Origin of the sequence: Methylobacter marinus A45, from assembly GCF_000383855.1 — a bacterium.
In the GTDB taxonomy this organism is placed as follows: domain Bacteria; phylum Pseudomonadota; class Gammaproteobacteria; order Methylococcales; family Methylomonadaceae; genus Methylobacter; species Methylobacter marinus.
In genome coordinates this window covers 647,608-664,296 of sequence record NZ_KB912877.1, presented here as the reverse complement: position 1 = coordinate 664,296, position 16,689 = coordinate 647,608, and the positions used below count along the sequence as shown (strand labels likewise).

Below are 16,689 nucleotides of genomic sequence, written 5' to 3'. Positions count from 1 at the left end.
GCACATGCATATTAAAGGAATTTTTTTTAGTCTGAGATGGAAATTAGCTATTCTATTCGGTAGTGTCTTCCTGATCTTGCACAGTGTTTTCTCCTATTTTTCCTATCTGGAAGCTATAGATAATTTCGAACTCGACCGGAAAAAAATTCAAAGCAGTCATATTAATATAGCCAAGGCATTGACTGAAGACTCATTTCTGGTTCTAGAACAGTTTGGCGAGCTGTTATCGCTAATTGATGTGCTTTCGTCACAGGACAAGCCTCGATATCAGGTATTGTCAGTATTGGATGAGACGTTATCGAAATGGCAATTCAGTTGGGACATGGAAAACGTCACTTATTTTGATAATCAAGCCCAGCCGATAAAGTCCTGGGGTAGCCAGTTGGTTTCCTTGAATTCAATTGTCAAGAAGGTTCTGCGCAATGAGGCGCCGGAACATCAGGTTTTTTGTCCCCACAAATGTTTTCAGCAGACTGTCACGCCGGTCATGGGAAATTCGGAAACATCCGGAGCTTTCAGTGTGATTCGGTCGTTTGCCGATGTCATTATCAAATATAAACGGGCAACACGTTCGGATATCGGGCTTTTAATCATGGATGAAGCGACAGAGCAGCATCAATGGCCTTATAAGCTCTCCGGAATGACATTACCTGAAAAAAATGGCCCTGTATTTGATTACATTTCCAGGCATTTTACGATTGATGAGTTATTGGAACACAGTAAAACAATCAGCTTGAATGACGCTGTTTTTGAGGTTAGGGTTTTCCCGGTTCACCAAGAAGCGGCTGGGCCGCCTTTTTTTCTGTTTGTGGACGATATTACCGCCGATTTTACCGGTTTTAACGAGGATTTGAAGCAAGTCTGGTTTCAAGGCGTCATCAGTTTTCTGGCTTCACTTATGCTGCTGATAGTGGTTCTGCATTTTTCATTACGCCGAGTCACTCAGCTCTCGCAGGCATTGCCTCTATTGTCACAAAATCAATACGAGCAATTTAAAAAACAGGTGACCATTAAAGCTTTCTCCAATTTTGGCTATGATGAGTTGGATAAATTAAATCATACGGCTTTAACCTTGTCGGACCAGTTGGAGCATCTGGAGCTGGAGGTGCGCAGCAATACGCTTAAGTTGTTGGAAAAAAGCCAGGCCTTGGGAAAAGAGAGAGACTTTGTCCGGCAATTAGTTGATGTAGCGCCTATTATTATCATCACTCAAAAACTGAACGGCATGATTTTGACGATCAACCAGGCTGGTGTCGATGAATTTGAGTCGGATAGTCGATCCATAATCGGTAAAGTGTTTGATGCCTTCCTGCCGGAGTCGGACAAGGAACATCTGGACAAATTAAGTCGGTTAAGAGCAGGGGATTTGCGTTCCGGCAAGTTTCAGGTGGACGGACTTTTATTGACCGAATCAGGTAAACTGCTGAATGTTTCCTGGTTGCATACGCTTTTGAAATCCGTTGGCAATACAAACGAAGCAGTGATTCTGACTTTAGGTGTGGATATCAGTGCCTGCAAAATTGCTGAAGAAAAAAGTTTCAGAATGCCCGTTTATGATTATTTGACCGGCTTGAGCAATAGCCGAAAATTTCAGGAAGAGCTAGCTCTAGCCCTGGCTTCAGCCCAGCGCTATGATTATCAGGTTGCCCTGGTTTACATGGATCTGGATCACTATAAGGCCATTAATGATTGCGGCGGCCAAGAAGGTGCGGATCAGTTGCTTGTGCGCATTGCCAGTGCGCTTAAAAATACCCTACGCTCAACTGATTTATTGTCTCGAGTGGGCGATAACGAATTCGCGGTCGTTATGCCTCATGCAGACTTAGAAGGTATTGAATGTATCGCTAAAAAAATTAATGAAGTGCTTATGGCCCTGGATGTCGGGTTTGCTGAGAAAAAGTATCAAGTCAGTGCCAGTTTGGGTATTGCCTTTTTCCCTCAGCACGGAATGGCCCCCAATGAATTGTTGGCCAATGCGAATTTTGCCATGTGTCAGGCAAAAGCAATGGGCGGAGGGCAATACCATGTGTTTTCTCCCGATTTTGATTATCAGGTTAAATTAAACCGGATGCTGTATTGGCAAGCGACTCTCGAGGATGCCATAGCCAATGATAAGTTTGTGCTGTTTTACCAGCCCATTCTTAATATCAAGACGAATGCAATAAGTCACTTTGAATGCTTGATTCGGCTACAGTTGGATGATGAACAATTGATTATGCCGGCGGATTTTATCGGTCATGCGGAAGAGTTGGGTTTGAGCGGGCAAATCGACCGGTTAGTGCTGAAAAAAGTCGTAAAAAAACATATCGAATACGAACGCCAGGGCCAGGATTATAAATTGACAGTTAATTTATCCGGACATTCATTCAATGATCCGACGCTTTTTGAGGATGTTTCCCAACTCATCAATATGCCGGAAGTTGATCCTGCAAAGATTATTTTCGAAATTACTGAAACAGCGGCGGTTTCCAATTTCGCGGCAGCGAAGATATTGATTGACCGGATTAAAGCGCTGGGTTGTGTGTTTGCCTTGGATGATTTCGGAGGCAATTTTTCTTCATTTTATTACCTGAGGCATTTTCCTGTTGATTACGTCAAGATTGATGGCTCATTTATCAGGCAGATCGATAAGCGTGAGGACGACAAGATATTCGTCAAGGCTTTGGCCGGAGTCGCGCATGCATTTGGCAAAAAAATAGTGGCGGAGTTTATCGAAAATGAAGCTATTTTGACTATTCTTAAGGAGTTCGGCATTGATTATGCGCAGGGATACTACATAGGCAGACCGCGACGGGCGGATTGACTTGACCGGGGTTTCAATAAAATAAAAAGGACACGGCTTTTTACCAGCAGGATGTCTGCACAAAATTTTCTGAATACAGACTGATGGTTTACAATATGCGGTTTTATCCCGTAGCAGGGTAGATAACACCGCGAGGTCTTTGTCACTATTGAAGAAACGTGAATTTTATAACGCCCGCAACTGACTTGTCTTTCCGTCCATCCCCTGCGTTGCCTACAGGGATGTAGGTAAGGGGCGTGAGTACGACTGCATGGACAGGAAATGATCCCGTCATTTCTCTGCATTCACCCCATCCATGCAGTCGTTGAGCAGGAACAGAAATCCTGCCTCAATCGCGGGTCTTATTTCATTCCGTTCCTAAGGCTTCTTGTCGGGTTGTAAGTTGAACTAAATTAATAAAGTAATTACATGAAAAAAATAAAATGCGCTGTTATTGGCACAGGCTATCTAGGGAAATTTCACGCACAGAAATATGCGTCACTGCCGGATTGTGAGCTGGTTGCCGTTGTCGACATCAATGAGGCGACAGCCAAAGAAATCGCAGGGCAATACGGCGCCCAGGCATTGACCGATTATAAACCCCTGCTTGGCGAAGTCGATGCGGTCAGTATTGTCGTGCCGACAACCCTGCATCACAAAGTTTCAAAGGATTTTCTTGAACATGGCGCGCATGTGCTGGTTGAGAAACCGATTACCGTAACAGTTGAGGAAGCTGAAGAACTGATAGCTATTGCCAAGGCAAAAAATCTGATACTGCAAGTGGGGCATCTGGAACGGTTTAACCCGGCCGTATTAGGTCTTGATAACGAGGAAAAGCCGCTGTTTATCGAGTCTCATCGCCTGTCGCCTTTCAATCCGCGCGCTAATGACGTCAGCGTGGTGCTGGATTTGATGATTCATGATATCGACATCATTCTGGCACTGGTGGATTCAGAAGTAGAGCGCATCGATGCCAGCGGCACGCCGGTGCTGACTCAGGGCACCGATATCGCCAATGCCAGGCTGATGTTTAAAAACGGCTGTGTAGCCAATGTGACCGCCAGCCGCATCAGCATGAAGATGGAGCGTAAAATGCGCATGTTCCGTCCTCGTTCCTATGTATCGGTGGATTTCCAAAACCGTGTTTTGACCAAACACCGTACCGGCAGCAAGGAGATGTTCCCGGGCATCCCTGAAATAGAAACGGAAGAATCCGTGTTTGAAAGCGGTGATGCCTTGCTGGAAGAAATTAAGCATTTCATCAATTGTATTCATACCGGAGAAAATCCTCTGGTATCCGGTGAAGCCGGTAAAAGAGCGCTTGAAACGGCGATACAGATTACGCGTTTGTTAGGCGACAAATAGTCGTCTTTTTGCATTGCGCTATAAGATTTTCTGAATAAATTAAAGGCAATAAAATATGATACCAATGGTAAACCTGAAGGCTCAATATGCTGAAATCAAAGATGAAATTGAGCAGGGGCTGGCTGAGACAATAGCAAACTGCTCGTTTATTCTAGGGCCTAATGTTCAGGCATTCGAAAAAGAAGCGGCCGAGTATCTGGGCGTCAAGCATGCCATCGGCGTGGCTTCAGGCACCGATGCCTTGCATTTGGCGCTGCTTGCCGAAGGCATTGGTGCTGGTGATGAAGTCATCACTACTGCCTTCACTTTTATTGCCACGGCCGAGGCGATCAAGTATGTAGGCGCCAAGCCGGTCTTTGTCGATATCGATCCGAAGACTTTCAATATCTCCCCGGAAGCGATTGAAAAAGCCATTACGCCAAAAACCAAGGCAGTCATGCCGGTGCATCTGTTCGGTCAGCCCGCCGATATGGCTAAAATCAAGCAGTTGTGCGATCAACATGACCTGAAGCTGATTGAAGATTGCTGCCAGTCGTTCGGCGCGAGCATCAACGGACAACAAACCGGCGCTATCGGTCATGCGTCTGGCTTCAGCTTTTTCCCGAGTAAAAATTTAGGGGCTTTCGGGGATGGCGGTCTGGTGACGACAAACTCTGACGAAACCGCAGCCGAAATCAAAAGATTGCGCAATCATGGTTCCGATATACGGTATTATCATGATGTTATCGGTTATAACAGTCGTCTGGACGATATGCAGGCGGTGGTTTTAAGAGCGAAACTGAAACGAATCGATCAGTACAATAAAGGGCGTCGTCATGCCGCACATCTTTATTCCGAATTAATGGCTGATCTGCCGTTGACGACTCCTTTTGAAGATGGGCTCGGCGAGCACGTTTATCATCAGTATACTTTGTTGTGCGATCGTCGGGATGAGGTGTTAAAAGCCTTGCAGGATAAGCAAATAGGCTGCGCAGTGTATTACCCGGTGCCGTTGCATCAGCAAAATGTATTTAAAGAGGAATGCGCGGGTTTGAGTCTGCCTGTCACCGAGTCCGTTGCGGCCAACTGTTTCTCGTTGCCGATTTGCCCTTATCTGGCTGATGCGACTATCAAAGAGATTGTCAGCGTTATCCGTGAGGTATTAACCGCTTAAGTGATTGCAGGATTGGTCAAGCGATAAAGATTGACGCAATAGCAATGAAGGCCGGCTTTTAGTCGGCCTTTTGTTTGGTAGTCTCTAATATATTTATTCGATAGGTTCATTCTTGTCACAAAACAAACCATTCACTGTTATGTTCAGTGCCGGCGAGTCTTCCGGCGATCAGCACGCCGCCAATATGTTCCTGGAATTGCGTAAATATCAGCAGGATATCAATGGCATCGGCATGGGCGGCGCGAAAATGGCTCAGGCGGGCGTTGATATTCGTTATGACTCATCGACTATCTCTGTGATCGGTGTTGTCGAAGTGATAAAGCATTATGGTGAAATTCGTCGCGCTCTGAAGCTCATGCAACGGATACTTTCGGATGAGCGACCGGATCTGCTGGTTTGCGTCGATTACAAGGAATTTAACTTCAAGCTGGCACGATACGCCAAGCAGCACGGTATCAAGGTGCTGTTTTACGTCGGTCCACAAGTGTGGGCATGGCGTCCAGGACGGGTTAAGAAATACGGGCAAGTCATTGACATGATGGCGGTCATCTTCCCCTTTGAGACGGCTTATTATGAAGCCGAAAATGTGCCGGTCCGCTATGTCGGACATCCGTCTGCCGATAAAGTCCATGCCCAGTACTCAAAAGAAGAAGATCTAATGCGATTCGGCCTGGGGCAAAGAAAAACAGTGATTGGCTTATTGCCGGGGAGTCGTGCCAATGAGATCAAGCGCATGCTGCCGGTCATGCTGGAAGCCGCCGGAAAGATTCAGATCGATTTTCCTGAAGCCCGGTTTCTGCTGCCTCAGGCCGATTCAATCAGCGATGCATTGCTCGAAGAATATCTTCGCCAGTCGCCGGTTAAAATTACCACGGTAAAAAATCAGCCTTATGATGTGATTCAGTGCTGCAATGTGGTCATGACAACATCGGGCACGGCAACGCTGGAAATTGCCTTGTTAACCATTCCTATGGTAATAGCCTATAAACTTTCCCTGGTAACTTACTTTCTAGGGCGATGGCTTGTGAAAACACCGTTTATCGGATTACCCAATATTATTGCTGGCAAACGTATTGTGAGAGAGCTGATTCAGCATGAGGCGACTTCGGAAAATCTGGCGGCGGAAATCAACCGGATTTTAACCGATAAGGCTTATGCCGACACGATGCGTGGCAACCTGGCCCAGGTTAAGGCGCAGTTGGGGCAGGGTGGAGGTTCGAAAAACATGGCGGAACTCGCTTGGGCCATGTTGTCTAATTGAAGTTAAGAAATCAGGGTCGCAAAAGAGATAAGGTTGATTTGCAAATCAAGGCTATCCGAATACATATCTCTATGTGATAATAAACAGTTCGATTGAGCGATACTTCCTTTTCAATATACAGGGCATAAACAATGGATGAGAACAAGAAGAAAGCGCTGGGCGCAGCGCTGATGCAGATAGAAAAACAGTTCGGTAAGGGATCTGTCATGCGCATGGGCGATGTAGCTGCCGCGCGTGATATCGAAGTGGTTTCTACCGGTTCTCTGGGGTTGGATATTGCGCTGGGCTGCGGAGGCTTACCGCGCGGCCGTATTGTGGAAATTTATGGACCTGAATCATCCGGCAAAACCACCTTGACGCTGCAAGTTATTGCTGAAATGCAAAAACTCGGCGGCACAGCGGCTTTTGTCGATGCCGAACATGCTCTGGATCCCAGTTACGCCGAAAAAATCGGCGTCAATGTCGATGATCTCCTGGTGTCTCAACCCGACACCGGTGAGCAGGCCCTGGAAATTACCGACATGCTGGTGCGTTCCGGTGCCGTTGATGTCGTCGTCGTCGATTCGGTCGCGGCCTTAACGCCCAAGGCTGAAATCGAAGGCGATATGGGCGACTCCCATATGGGACTGCAGGCGCGCCTGATGTCGCAGGCATTGAGAAAATTAACAGCCAACATCAAGCGATCCAATACGCTGGTTATTTTTATTAACCAGATCAGGATGAAAATCGGCGTTATGTTCGGCAGCCCCGAAACAACGACCGGCGGTAATGCACTTAAGTTTTATTCCTCGGTGCGATTGGATATTCGACGTATCGGCTCGGTTAAAAAAGGCGAAGAAGTAATAGGAAACGAAACTCGCGTAAAGGTTGTTAAAAATAAAGTCGCTCCACCTTTTAAACAGGCTGAGTTCGAGATTTTGTATAACGAGGGTGTGTCGTTCCTGGGCGAACTGGTCGACTTGGGGGTCAATTATGGTTTCATCCAGAAGGCGGGGTCCTGGTACAGCTATGGCGATGAAAAAATTGGCCAAGGCAAGGATAACGCTAAAACCTTCCTGAAGGAACATCCTGAAAAAGCCAAAGAGATCGAAAGCAAAATACGGGCCGAGGCGTTTGGGCGGAAGCCAGAACTCATTGAGGAAGCTTCTCTGGCGGATGAAGGCGACTAGCCGCTCGGTTGATTTAATCTGTTGTGAATGACGCTTGTAAAGCAATTAAGGAAACCTGTCTTCGATTACTGACTCGCAGAGAGCATAGCCGGAAAGAATTGCTCGTTAAATTAACGGGAAAAGGTTTTGATAGGGCAGACATACTGGCTGTTATTGATGAGTTAGCGCGACAAGGCTGGCAAAATGATCAACGCTATGCCACAAACTATGCCCGCTATCGTATGCAGAGAGGCTATGGACCTGTTCGCATTGAATATGAGCTTCGGCAAAATGGAATTGATGAAATTGATTTAGAGGAAGTTTTACGAGAGTCCGGCGATAGTTGGATGGAACTGCTGGAGCAGGTTTACAGCAAAAAATATAACCATAAGAAAAACCTGGATCGAAATGAGTGGGCAAGACGCAGCCGATTTTTATTGCATCGCGGCTTTACCGGTGAAATGATCAGTGCTTTATATGATCATTTGAATATTAACAAGAATAAATTTTAGTTTTTAAATCATTTAGTTACTATGAGAAAAATGACTAGTTCAGAATTGCGCTCCGCATTTCTGGAATTCTTTCGCGAACGAGGTCACTCTGTGCAGCCTTCAAGTTCGCTAGTGCCCGGTAATGACCCGACCTTGTTATTCACGAATGCCGGCATGGTGCAGTTCAAGGATGTATTTCTAGGCAGAGATCAGCGCGATTATAGTCGGGCCGTGACTAGCCAGCGCTGTGTGAGAGCAGGCGGTAAGCACAATGATTTGGAAAATGTCGGTTATACGGCCCGTCATCATACGTTTTTTGAAATGCTGGGCAATTTCAGCTTCGGCGACTATTTCAAGAAAGAAGCAATCCATTTTGCCTGGGAATTTCTGACGAAGGAGTTGGGAATTCCAGCGCAGAAATTATGGGTAACCGTTTTTGAGGAAGATTCCGAAGCTGAAAAAATATGGCTGCAGGATATCGGAATCGATCCGAGCCGGTTTTCAAGAATCGGTGCCAAGGATAACTTTTGGTCCATGGGCGATGTCGGTCCTTGCGGGCCATGTACCGAAATATTCTATGATCATGGCGAAGACATTCCTGGCGGTCCGCCGGGTTCACCGGAAGAGGATGGAGACAGATATATCGAAATCTGGAACCTGGTGTTCATGCAATATGATCGCGACAGTGAAGGAAATTTACATCCCTTGCCCAAACCTTCTGTCGATACAGGCATGGGGCTTGAGCGAATCTCAGCAGTGATGCAAGGGGTGCACAGCAATTATGAGATCGATCTGTTTCAGAAATTGCTGAGAGCCGCGGCTGAAATCGCCGGAACCAATGATTTAACGCAAAGTTCATTGCGGGTGATTGCCGATCATATCCGTTCCTGCGCCTTCCTGGTGGCCGATGGTGTCATGCCGTCAAACGAAGGGCGCGGGTATGTCCTGCGGCGGATCATTCGCCGGGCTATCCGCCACGGTTATCGTCTGGGTATTCGTGATGTGTTCTTCTATAAATTAGTCGCGCCACTGGTAGAAGCAATGGGCGAGGCTTATCCGGAACTTAAAGGCGGCCAGGCGCAAGTCGAACGGGTGCTGAGAAAAGAAGAAGAGCGCTTTGCTGAAACTTTAGAACAAGGCATGAAAATCCTCGAAGCTTGTGTGGCCAGAATGGAAGGTTCGGTAATTCCTGGTGATACGGTATTCCAGCTTTATGATACATACGGTTTTCCGGTGGATTTGACGGCTGATTTTGCTCGTGAAAACCATCTCTCCGTCGACCATGCCGGTTTTGAAATGGCTATGTCCGAGCAGCGGCAAAGAGCTCGATCCGCCAGCAGTTTCGGGGCCGATTATGATCAGGATATCAAACTGGATGTGCAGACCGAATTCACCGGTTACAAACAACTCGATGATCAGGTACATATCCTTGGACTTTACCAAAAAGGCCAACCGGTTGACAGTCTGGAGGAAGGTGACGAAGGCATTGTGGTTCTGGATAAAACGCCTTTCTATGCTGAATCCGGGGGGCAGGTGGGCGATTGCGGCAGAATCGAAGCCGATGGCGCAGTATTTGAAGTGACTGATACGCAAAAGCAGGGCGGTAATCTGTTTTTACATAAGGGTAAGGTCACTGCGGGAACTCTGAGCAAAGGGCAAGTGTGCGATGCGCGTGTCAGTGCCGCCGATAGAAAGGCAACTGAACTGAATCATTCGGCTACCCATTTACTGCATGCGGCATTAAGACGGGTTTTAGGTGATCATGTGGCTCAGAAAGGATCCCTGGTTAACGCGGAGCGTCTGCGATTTGACTTCTCGCATTTTGAACCAGTGACAGCCTATGAAATCAGCGTTATTGAACATCTGGTCAATGAGCAGATCCGGTTGAACAATCCCGTTTCCGCGCAAATCATGGCGAAAGATGAAGCTATGAATGCCGGAGCCATGGCTTTGTTTGGCGAAAAATACGGTGACGAAGTCAGGGTTCTAAAGATTGGCGCGTTCTCAACAGAGCTTTGCGGCGGCACACATGTCGATAGGGCGGGCGACATAGGTTGTTTTAAAATAATCAGTGAAACCGGTATTGCGGCGGGTGTTAGACGTATTGAGGCGGTAACCGGAAATGCCTGTATTGACTGGATTGAAAGTCGAGACAAGGCCTTGACCGGTATTGCGGGGCTTTTAAAAAGTTCAGTCGAAAAGGCGCCCGAAAAAGTTGAACAACTGATAGAAAAAAACAAGTCATTGGAGAAACAGTTGGAACGCTTGAAATCAAAACTGGCGAGTTCAACAGGTGGAGAGATCAGTGCGCAGGCTATTGATGTCGGCGGCATCAAGGTTTTAGCCGTCAAACTCGATGATGTTGACCCTAAATCCATGCGCGACATGGTGGATCAGTTGAAAAACAAATTAGGCAGCTCTGCAATCGTGCTGGCGGTCGTCGATAACGGCAAGGTCATGCTATGCGCGGGCGTCTCCAAAGATCAAATGGGACGTATAAAAGCTGGCGATCTGGTTAATTTTGTGGCGACAAAAGTCGGTGGCAAGGGCGGCGGCAGACCTGATATGGCCCAGGCCGGCGGCAATGATCCATCTCGTTTGGCCGAGGCATTGGCTCAGGTTCCGGCTTGGGTGCAAGAGCAAATGAATGCTTGAAAATTAAGGTTATAGTGAATGGCATTATATGTATACAAATTCGGCGGTACTTCGGTAGGTTCTGTCGAGCGAATTAAAGCAGTCGCTGAAAAAGTCAAAAAAGCGCATGATCTAGGTGATCAGATTGTCGTCGTCGTTTCGGCGATGAGCGGCGAAACCAATCGTTTGGTGTCCTTGGCAAGGGAAATGCAACAACAGCCTACTGAAAGAGAAATGGATGTTCTGCTGTCAACAGGAGAGCAGGTCACCGTTTCGCTTTTGAGTATGGCTTTGCACGAGATTGGCTGTCCGGCGTGTTCTTATACCGGAGGGCAGGTAAAAATTCTGACCGACAGCAGTCATACTAAAGCCCGGATACGCAATATAGATGATACCCGCATACGGATGCATCTTAACGCGGGAAAGGTCATTGTTGTCGCCGGTTTTCAAGGTGTTGATGAGCACGACAATATCACGACATTGGGACGTGGTGGTTCTGATACGACGGCAGTTGCCTTAGCGGCGGCTTTAAAAGCCGATGAATGTCATATTTATACGGACGTGGACGGTGTCTACACTACTGATCCCAGGGTAGAGCCGAAAGCCCGCAGGCTCGACAAAATCACTTTTGAAGAAATGCTGGAGATGGCCAGCTTGGGTTCAAAAGTGCTGCAAATCCGATCAGTTGAGTTTGCCGGCAAATATAACGTTGCTTTAAGAGTATTATCATCATTTAAAGAAGGTAAGGGTACGCTCATTACCTATGAGGAATCACAAATGGAAAGTGCTTTAATTTCCGGAATCGCATTTAATCGAGACGAGGCAAAATTAACCATTACCGGAGTGCCTGATTTGCCGGGTGTTGCGTTTAAGATTCTTGGGCCGATTGCCGATGCCAATATCGAAATCGACATGATCGTCCAGAATATTGCCGATGATTCGACGACGGATTTTACTTTTACCGTGCATCGCAATGATTACCTCAGGGCGAAAACGTTATTGGAAGGCATACGCGAAGAGCTTGGTGCCAGAAAAGTTACTGGCGATGACAGTATTGTAAAGATTTCAATTGTGGGCGTTGGCATGCGTTCTCATGCGGGCATTGCCAGCACTATGTTTAAAACGCTTGCAAAAGAAGGGATAAACATTAGAATGATATCGACTTCTGAAATTAAAATTTCCGTTGTTGTTGATGAGAAATATCTGGAGCTGGCAGTCAGAGCACTACATGCTGCTTTCAAGTTAGATCAAGAAGTAGAATCTTAAACTTTATTTATCTGAAAAAGCTGCTATAATTGTGCATCTTGGTTGGATGCTGTGTAAGAACAGTGGTTTTTAAATAGATATAGGGAGAAGCCATGCTTATCTTGACTCGTCGGGTAGGAGAGACTTTGATGATCGGTGATGAAGTTACAGTCACTGTTCTTGGAGTCAAAGGAAATCAGGTTCGCATCGGTGTTAACGCACCAAAAGAAGTCTCTGTTCATAGGGAAGAAATTTATGAAAGGATTAAAAAAGAACAAGCTGAGTCTACAGGATTGAGCGACTCAGAAGAGTAAAAGTTTTAGGAGAGATGGCCGAGAGGCTGAAGGCGCTCCCCTGCTAAGGGAGTATGGGTTTTATCGCCCATCGAGGGTTCGAATCCCTCTCTCTCCGCCACGATAGTTAAGGTTGATTTTTATTTTATTAAAAAATAAAGTTGACAAGGAATCATCAACAAAGGATAATGATCGGATCAATAAGGCGCCCGTAGCTCAGCTGGATAGAGTACTCGGCTACGAACCGAGCGGTCGGGAGTTCGAATCTCTCCGGGCGCGCCATTGAAGATTCTAAAAAAGTTTATTCCCCTGTAGCTCAGTCGGTAGAGCGGATGACTGTTAATCATTAGGTCGGCGGTTCGAGCCCGTCCGGGGGAGCCAAGTAAAATTAGGGCCTGCAAACTGCAGGCCCTTTTTTTTGCCTTTTTTCCAATCAATTTCCGGTTCATAAAGTCATTAGGTCGGTATCAAGACCTGTTCCGAGTTGTCCCCGCTTGCTTATTTTCCTTAAGAAAACAGCTGATAAGTTACTCGTTCCTAACTCTCCTGTGTGAAATGCGGGCCGAGGCTGTGAAAGAATTGGAACGTCATAAAAAGCCTTGTTCACCACGGAGGACAAGAAGAAAATTAAGTCAATCGATAGCTTAAGACTTCATGTTCTCGATTGCTGTTCCAAACATAATTCTACCGAGTCCTACATGGAGGCGTTCGTGTCCTCGGTACACCGCTAGGCTGCTCCTGAATTGCTAAGCCCCAGGGATGTGACGAATGGAAAACGCAGGAGTTGTTTCCGAGGAGCAAATATCTGCACCTGCATTCGTGTGGTTAAATCCTTTAAATTGAATACTTTCACGCTCTCTTTAGTGTAGCGACATTACCTGAGGAGGTAGCGGGTGTGTGGAAACTGGTGACCTTGGCCTTCAATTTAAGGCGAATGCATATGCTGGAGGCGGGATGGGAAAATGACCTGAAGCCCCTTCCCCCCGGCTCGACGGAATCGAGATAACTACAGGCCATTTCCCAATGTGATTCCAGCAATCGCTCAACTAAGGAGCGTGAATTTTATAACTCCCGCAACTGACTTGTCTTTCCGTCCCTCTTCGGCGTTGCGCAAACAGTTACATAGCTGGCTATGCGCCTGTTTGCGCGCCTCGGCAACTGCTCCATGCGTTGCTCTACCTCCTGCATCCATGCAGTCGTTGAATAGGAACAGAAATCCTGCCTCAATTGCGGGTTTTATTTCATTCGCGTTCCTAAGCGAGTCAAAGTCGCTGAAAATCTGGTTGTATATGACCTGAATACCGAGCCCTATTCCCGAACAGACCCCCTAGAGACATCTATTTGTGTAGGCACGTTTCTGTTCGGTTTTTTTGAATTCAATTTCTTGTTGCAAAATAGTCTACACAAGCCGGTCTTGATGTTTTTTGGCTTGGCTATTAGCCCCTTGCATCACGGGATATGTTTCAACAGATCATTTACATTTGACATTCTGATAGCGGTCGATTGCATTGTAATGGAAGATTTCAAGATCTTAGGAATGGGCATAAATGAATTCGCACCTACAATTGCCTGATTTATTCCATGCTTATTACTTAGTCTGATCATTGATCAGCAGGTCACCTAGTAGTGCGGCTGTTATCCGCCGAATTACAAGTTTTTCATATCCTCCTGATAATCCTTTACAGCAAAATACCTGCCAGATTAAGGCGCGTAAGTCCTGGTAATGTTACTTAGGTATTTGTACCAAGTGTGATTTTGGGTGAAAAAAAGGAACAATAATCACTCAGTAACATGCTCAAAATTATTAAGCATGGATGTTCATCGACATCATTTGCGTATTACAACTGTGTGATCTTTAGATTACGCTAGCCGGCTAAAAAATTGATTAAGGAATCAAGCTTAAAAAAACAGCTTTAAGCGCGATTGCATGTATTTTGAAAAAATTGATGAAACAAAAAAGTTGTTGCCGGTTTTGAAGACACTATGTGTATTTTATTCGATGAGTATCTTGAACAATGGAGCTATGTTGTTACTCATTAACAATGAGGATTTAAAAGATGCTTAAAATATTTTATGTACGTTGCTAAGACGTTAGCATTGGGATAAAAATGAAAAAAAGCGAAGATTTACTTTTAAAGCCAACGCCATTTTCCAACCCCACCCATAATTCAAATCACTATCGGCCTGATTTCGGAAAAATTTTTTATGATTTCAGTTTTCTTGAGCAGTTACGTCTTGAGAAGCTTCGGGCTCAGCGGTCCAGGTCAGCATTATCAATTATATTGCTGACTCTCAATAAAGAGGCAAGTGAGGAATCAACGGATATGATTGAGATTTTGCACGATGTTCGGTCAAAAACACGGGATACCGATATTTGTGGCTTTGTCAATCAAGAAACCATCGGTGTACTTCTCCCCGATACGGATGAAACCGGAGCCAAAGTGATTTGTGGAAAATTAATCAATGGAAATAACTATCCAAAATTTTCTATCACCACTTCGACTTATCCGGATCAAATATTTGAAAGTCTCGTAAAAAACGGCTGTATTCGGCCAGATGCTTACCCTTTCGAGTTGGAAGATTCAAGGAGGGCTTCAGAGCTGAAATTACTGGTCAAAAGAGGCGTCGATATCATAGGTTCGATCATCGGTATATTTACTTTAATGCCTGTAATGTTAATTACCGTATTCGCTATCAAAGCGACTTCTCCGGGCCCCGTTATTTTCAGGCAAATCCGATTGGGCAAACAAGGTATCCCTTTTACATTCTATAAATTCCGATCCATGCATGAGGGTATGGATGATCAGATACATCGTGAATATATTCAAGACTTTATCGATGGCCATCACGTAAAAATTAATCAGGGGAATGAGGAAAAGCCGTTATTCAAAATTAAATCTGATCCCAGGACAACCAGGGTTGGGAGATTCATTCGAAAAACCAGTATTGATGAGCTGCCTCAGCTTTTCAATGTATTACAGGGGGACATGAGTCTGGTTGGTCCCAGGCCGCCTCTTCCTTATGAGGCGGAAAAATATCAACCGTGGCATCTCAGGCGAATATTAGAGATGAAGCCCGGGATCACAGGGCTCTGGCAAGTGGAAGGGCGGAGCAAGACCGGATGGGATGACGCTGTAAGGCTAGATATTCGGTATATTCAAAACTGGTCTCTCTTGTTTGATTTAAAGATTTTACTGAGAACTGTCACGGAGGTTTTAAGATGCCGGGGGGCTGTTTGATGCGTAAGGCAACGAAAGCCAGCAGATCCTGCTTAATTGACCGAATCCCCGATATTCGGGCCTGGAAACAGTTGCATTTCCTGGGTTTCTGGTTCGGCGCCTCCGGTAAGCCTGAAAATGGCAAGTTAAGGACGAATAACACTCAGGATCTGGCTAAAAATGACTTCCTGAAACTGGAATCCTGCATAGGATGCGCTGACCAAAAGTAGGTGCTCCAGGCGGCGCAGTGAAGCGCATCGCTCGCGAACGATGCGCCTCCTGTCGTCGGCGCATCCTATGTTTAAACAGGGAAATTATTTAAGACCAAATCCTAAGCAGCGAAAGCCGGCAGCGGTACCGGGCATCATCATTAGTCTGAGTCTGGGCAACGAATGATTTTGCTGGATAGAACAACTCCTATTCAATTTAGAGGAAACAGAATGATTAAAGAGAATGTGGTTTTAGGTGAAGATGTTGTCATATTCCATCCTCAGCTCGTAAATCTGTACGGTTGCGTTATTGGCGAGGGGACCCGAATCGGTACTTTCGTGGAGATACAAAAGGGGGTTTCGGTAGGAGCCCGTTGCAAAATATCCAGCCATACGTTTATTTGCGAAGGGGTTGATATCGAGGACGGGGTCTTCGTCGGCCATGGTGTTATGTTCACTAATGATATTTATCCGAAAGCCGTTAATGCGGAAGGAGATTTGCAAACAGAGGCTGATTGGCAGGTTATCAGGACTCATGTCAAGGCACGCGCTTCCATTGGCAGCAACGCAACCATTCTTTGTGGCATCACTATTGGCGAAGGGGCTTTGATTGGTGCCGGAGCTGTGGTTACCCGCGATGTGCCCGACCATGCAATCGTCGCTGGCATACCAGCCCGCGTCGTGGGAGATGCTCGTGCTCGGGGGAGCGCGGCGGCGACAAGTGTTGCCTAGGACATTGCTGCGGAGTTTTGACCATTACTGTAAGCGTATCAATAAGGGCAACCAGACTCTTGCAGCGCCTTGTAATCGATGAAGTTGATGACTGGGGCTCTTCCGATGCGGTGAGCCACTGAACAACGTATGTTTGGGACCATTTGTGGATTATCTCC

The 16,689-nt window shown here is 46.2% G+C and carries 11 protein-coding genes and 3 tRNA genes; all 14 read left to right on the top strand.

Annotated elements, in window-relative coordinates:
• Window positions 1-4 precede the first annotated feature (4 nt).
• Window positions 5-2,803 carry a bifunctional diguanylate cyclase/phosphodiesterase gene (locus METMA_RS0102890; RefSeq protein ID WP_020157563.1) on the top strand — a complete coding sequence of 933 codons (2,799 nt, stop codon included), beginning with the start codon at window positions 5-7 and terminating at the stop codon, window positions 2,801-2,803.
• A gap of 408 nt (window positions 2,804-3,211) precedes the next feature.
• The gene (locus tag METMA_RS0102885) at window positions 3,212-4,147 is read left to right on the top strand and encodes a Gfo/Idh/MocA family protein (RefSeq protein ID WP_020157562.1); all 936 of its coding nucleotides are present in this window, start codon (window positions 3,212-3,214) and stop codon (window positions 4,145-4,147) included.
• A 55-nt stretch (window positions 4,148-4,202) separates the two neighbouring features.
• The gene (locus METMA_RS0102880) at window positions 4,203-5,300 is read left to right on the top strand and encodes a DegT/DnrJ/EryC1/StrS family aminotransferase (RefSeq protein ID WP_027146997.1); all 1,098 of its coding nucleotides are present in this window, start codon (window positions 4,203-4,205) and stop codon (window positions 5,298-5,300) included.
• A gap of 112 nt (window positions 5,301-5,412) precedes the next feature.
• Complete coding sequence (gene lpxB, locus METMA_RS0102875) at window positions 5,413-6,561, top strand: lipid-A-disaccharide synthase (RefSeq protein ID WP_027146996.1); 1,149 nt, start codon at window positions 5,413-5,415, stop codon at window positions 6,559-6,561.
• 131 nt (window positions 6,562-6,692) lie between these two features.
• Window positions 6,693-7,730, top strand: a complete 1,038-nt coding sequence (recA, locus tag METMA_RS0102870) for a recombinase RecA (protein WP_020157559.1) — start codon at window positions 6,693-6,695, stop codon at window positions 7,728-7,730.
• Window positions 7,731-7,753: 23 nt separating this feature from the next.
• Window positions 7,754-8,221: a regulatory protein RecX gene (locus METMA_RS0102865; RefSeq protein ID WP_051114323.1), complete on the top strand. Its 468-nt coding sequence runs from the start codon at window positions 7,754-7,756 to the stop codon at window positions 8,219-8,221.
• A 21-nt stretch (window positions 8,222-8,242) separates the two neighbouring features.
• Complete coding sequence (gene alaS / locus METMA_RS0102860) at window positions 8,243-10,855, top strand: alanine--tRNA ligase (protein ID WP_027146994.1); 2,613 nt, start codon at window positions 8,243-8,245, stop codon at window positions 10,853-10,855.
• Between the two features lie 18 nt (window positions 10,856-10,873).
• Window positions 10,874-12,100, top strand: coding sequence for an aspartate kinase (locus tag METMA_RS0102855; RefSeq protein ID WP_020157555.1), 1,227 nt, complete (start codon window positions 10,874-10,876; stop codon window positions 12,098-12,100).
• Window positions 12,101-12,192: 92 nt separating this feature from the next.
• Window positions 12,193-12,393, top strand: coding sequence for a carbon storage regulator CsrA (csrA, locus tag METMA_RS26205; protein WP_081917748.1), 201 nt, complete (start codon window positions 12,193-12,195; stop codon window positions 12,391-12,393).
• A gap of 8 nt (window positions 12,394-12,401) precedes the next feature.
• Window positions 12,402-12,493: transfer RNA gene (locus METMA_RS0102845), tRNA-Ser, on the top strand.
• A gap of 84 nt (window positions 12,494-12,577) precedes the next feature.
• Window positions 12,578-12,654, top strand: a tRNA-Arg gene (locus tag METMA_RS0102840).
• Window positions 12,655-12,677: 23 nt separating this feature from the next.
• Window positions 12,678-12,753 (top strand) — tRNA-Asn (locus METMA_RS0102835).
• Window positions 12,754-14,480: 1,727 nt separating this feature from the next.
• Window positions 14,481-15,611, top strand: a complete 1,131-nt coding sequence (locus METMA_RS0102830) for a sugar transferase (RefSeq protein WP_020157553.1) — start codon at window positions 14,481-14,483, stop codon at window positions 15,609-15,611.
• Between the two features lie 419 nt (window positions 15,612-16,030).
• Complete coding sequence (locus METMA_RS0102820; RefSeq protein ID WP_020157551.1) at window positions 16,031-16,531, top strand: acyltransferase; 501 nt, start codon at window positions 16,031-16,033, stop codon at window positions 16,529-16,531.
• The last annotated feature ends 158 nt before the right edge of the window (window positions 16,532-16,689 follow it).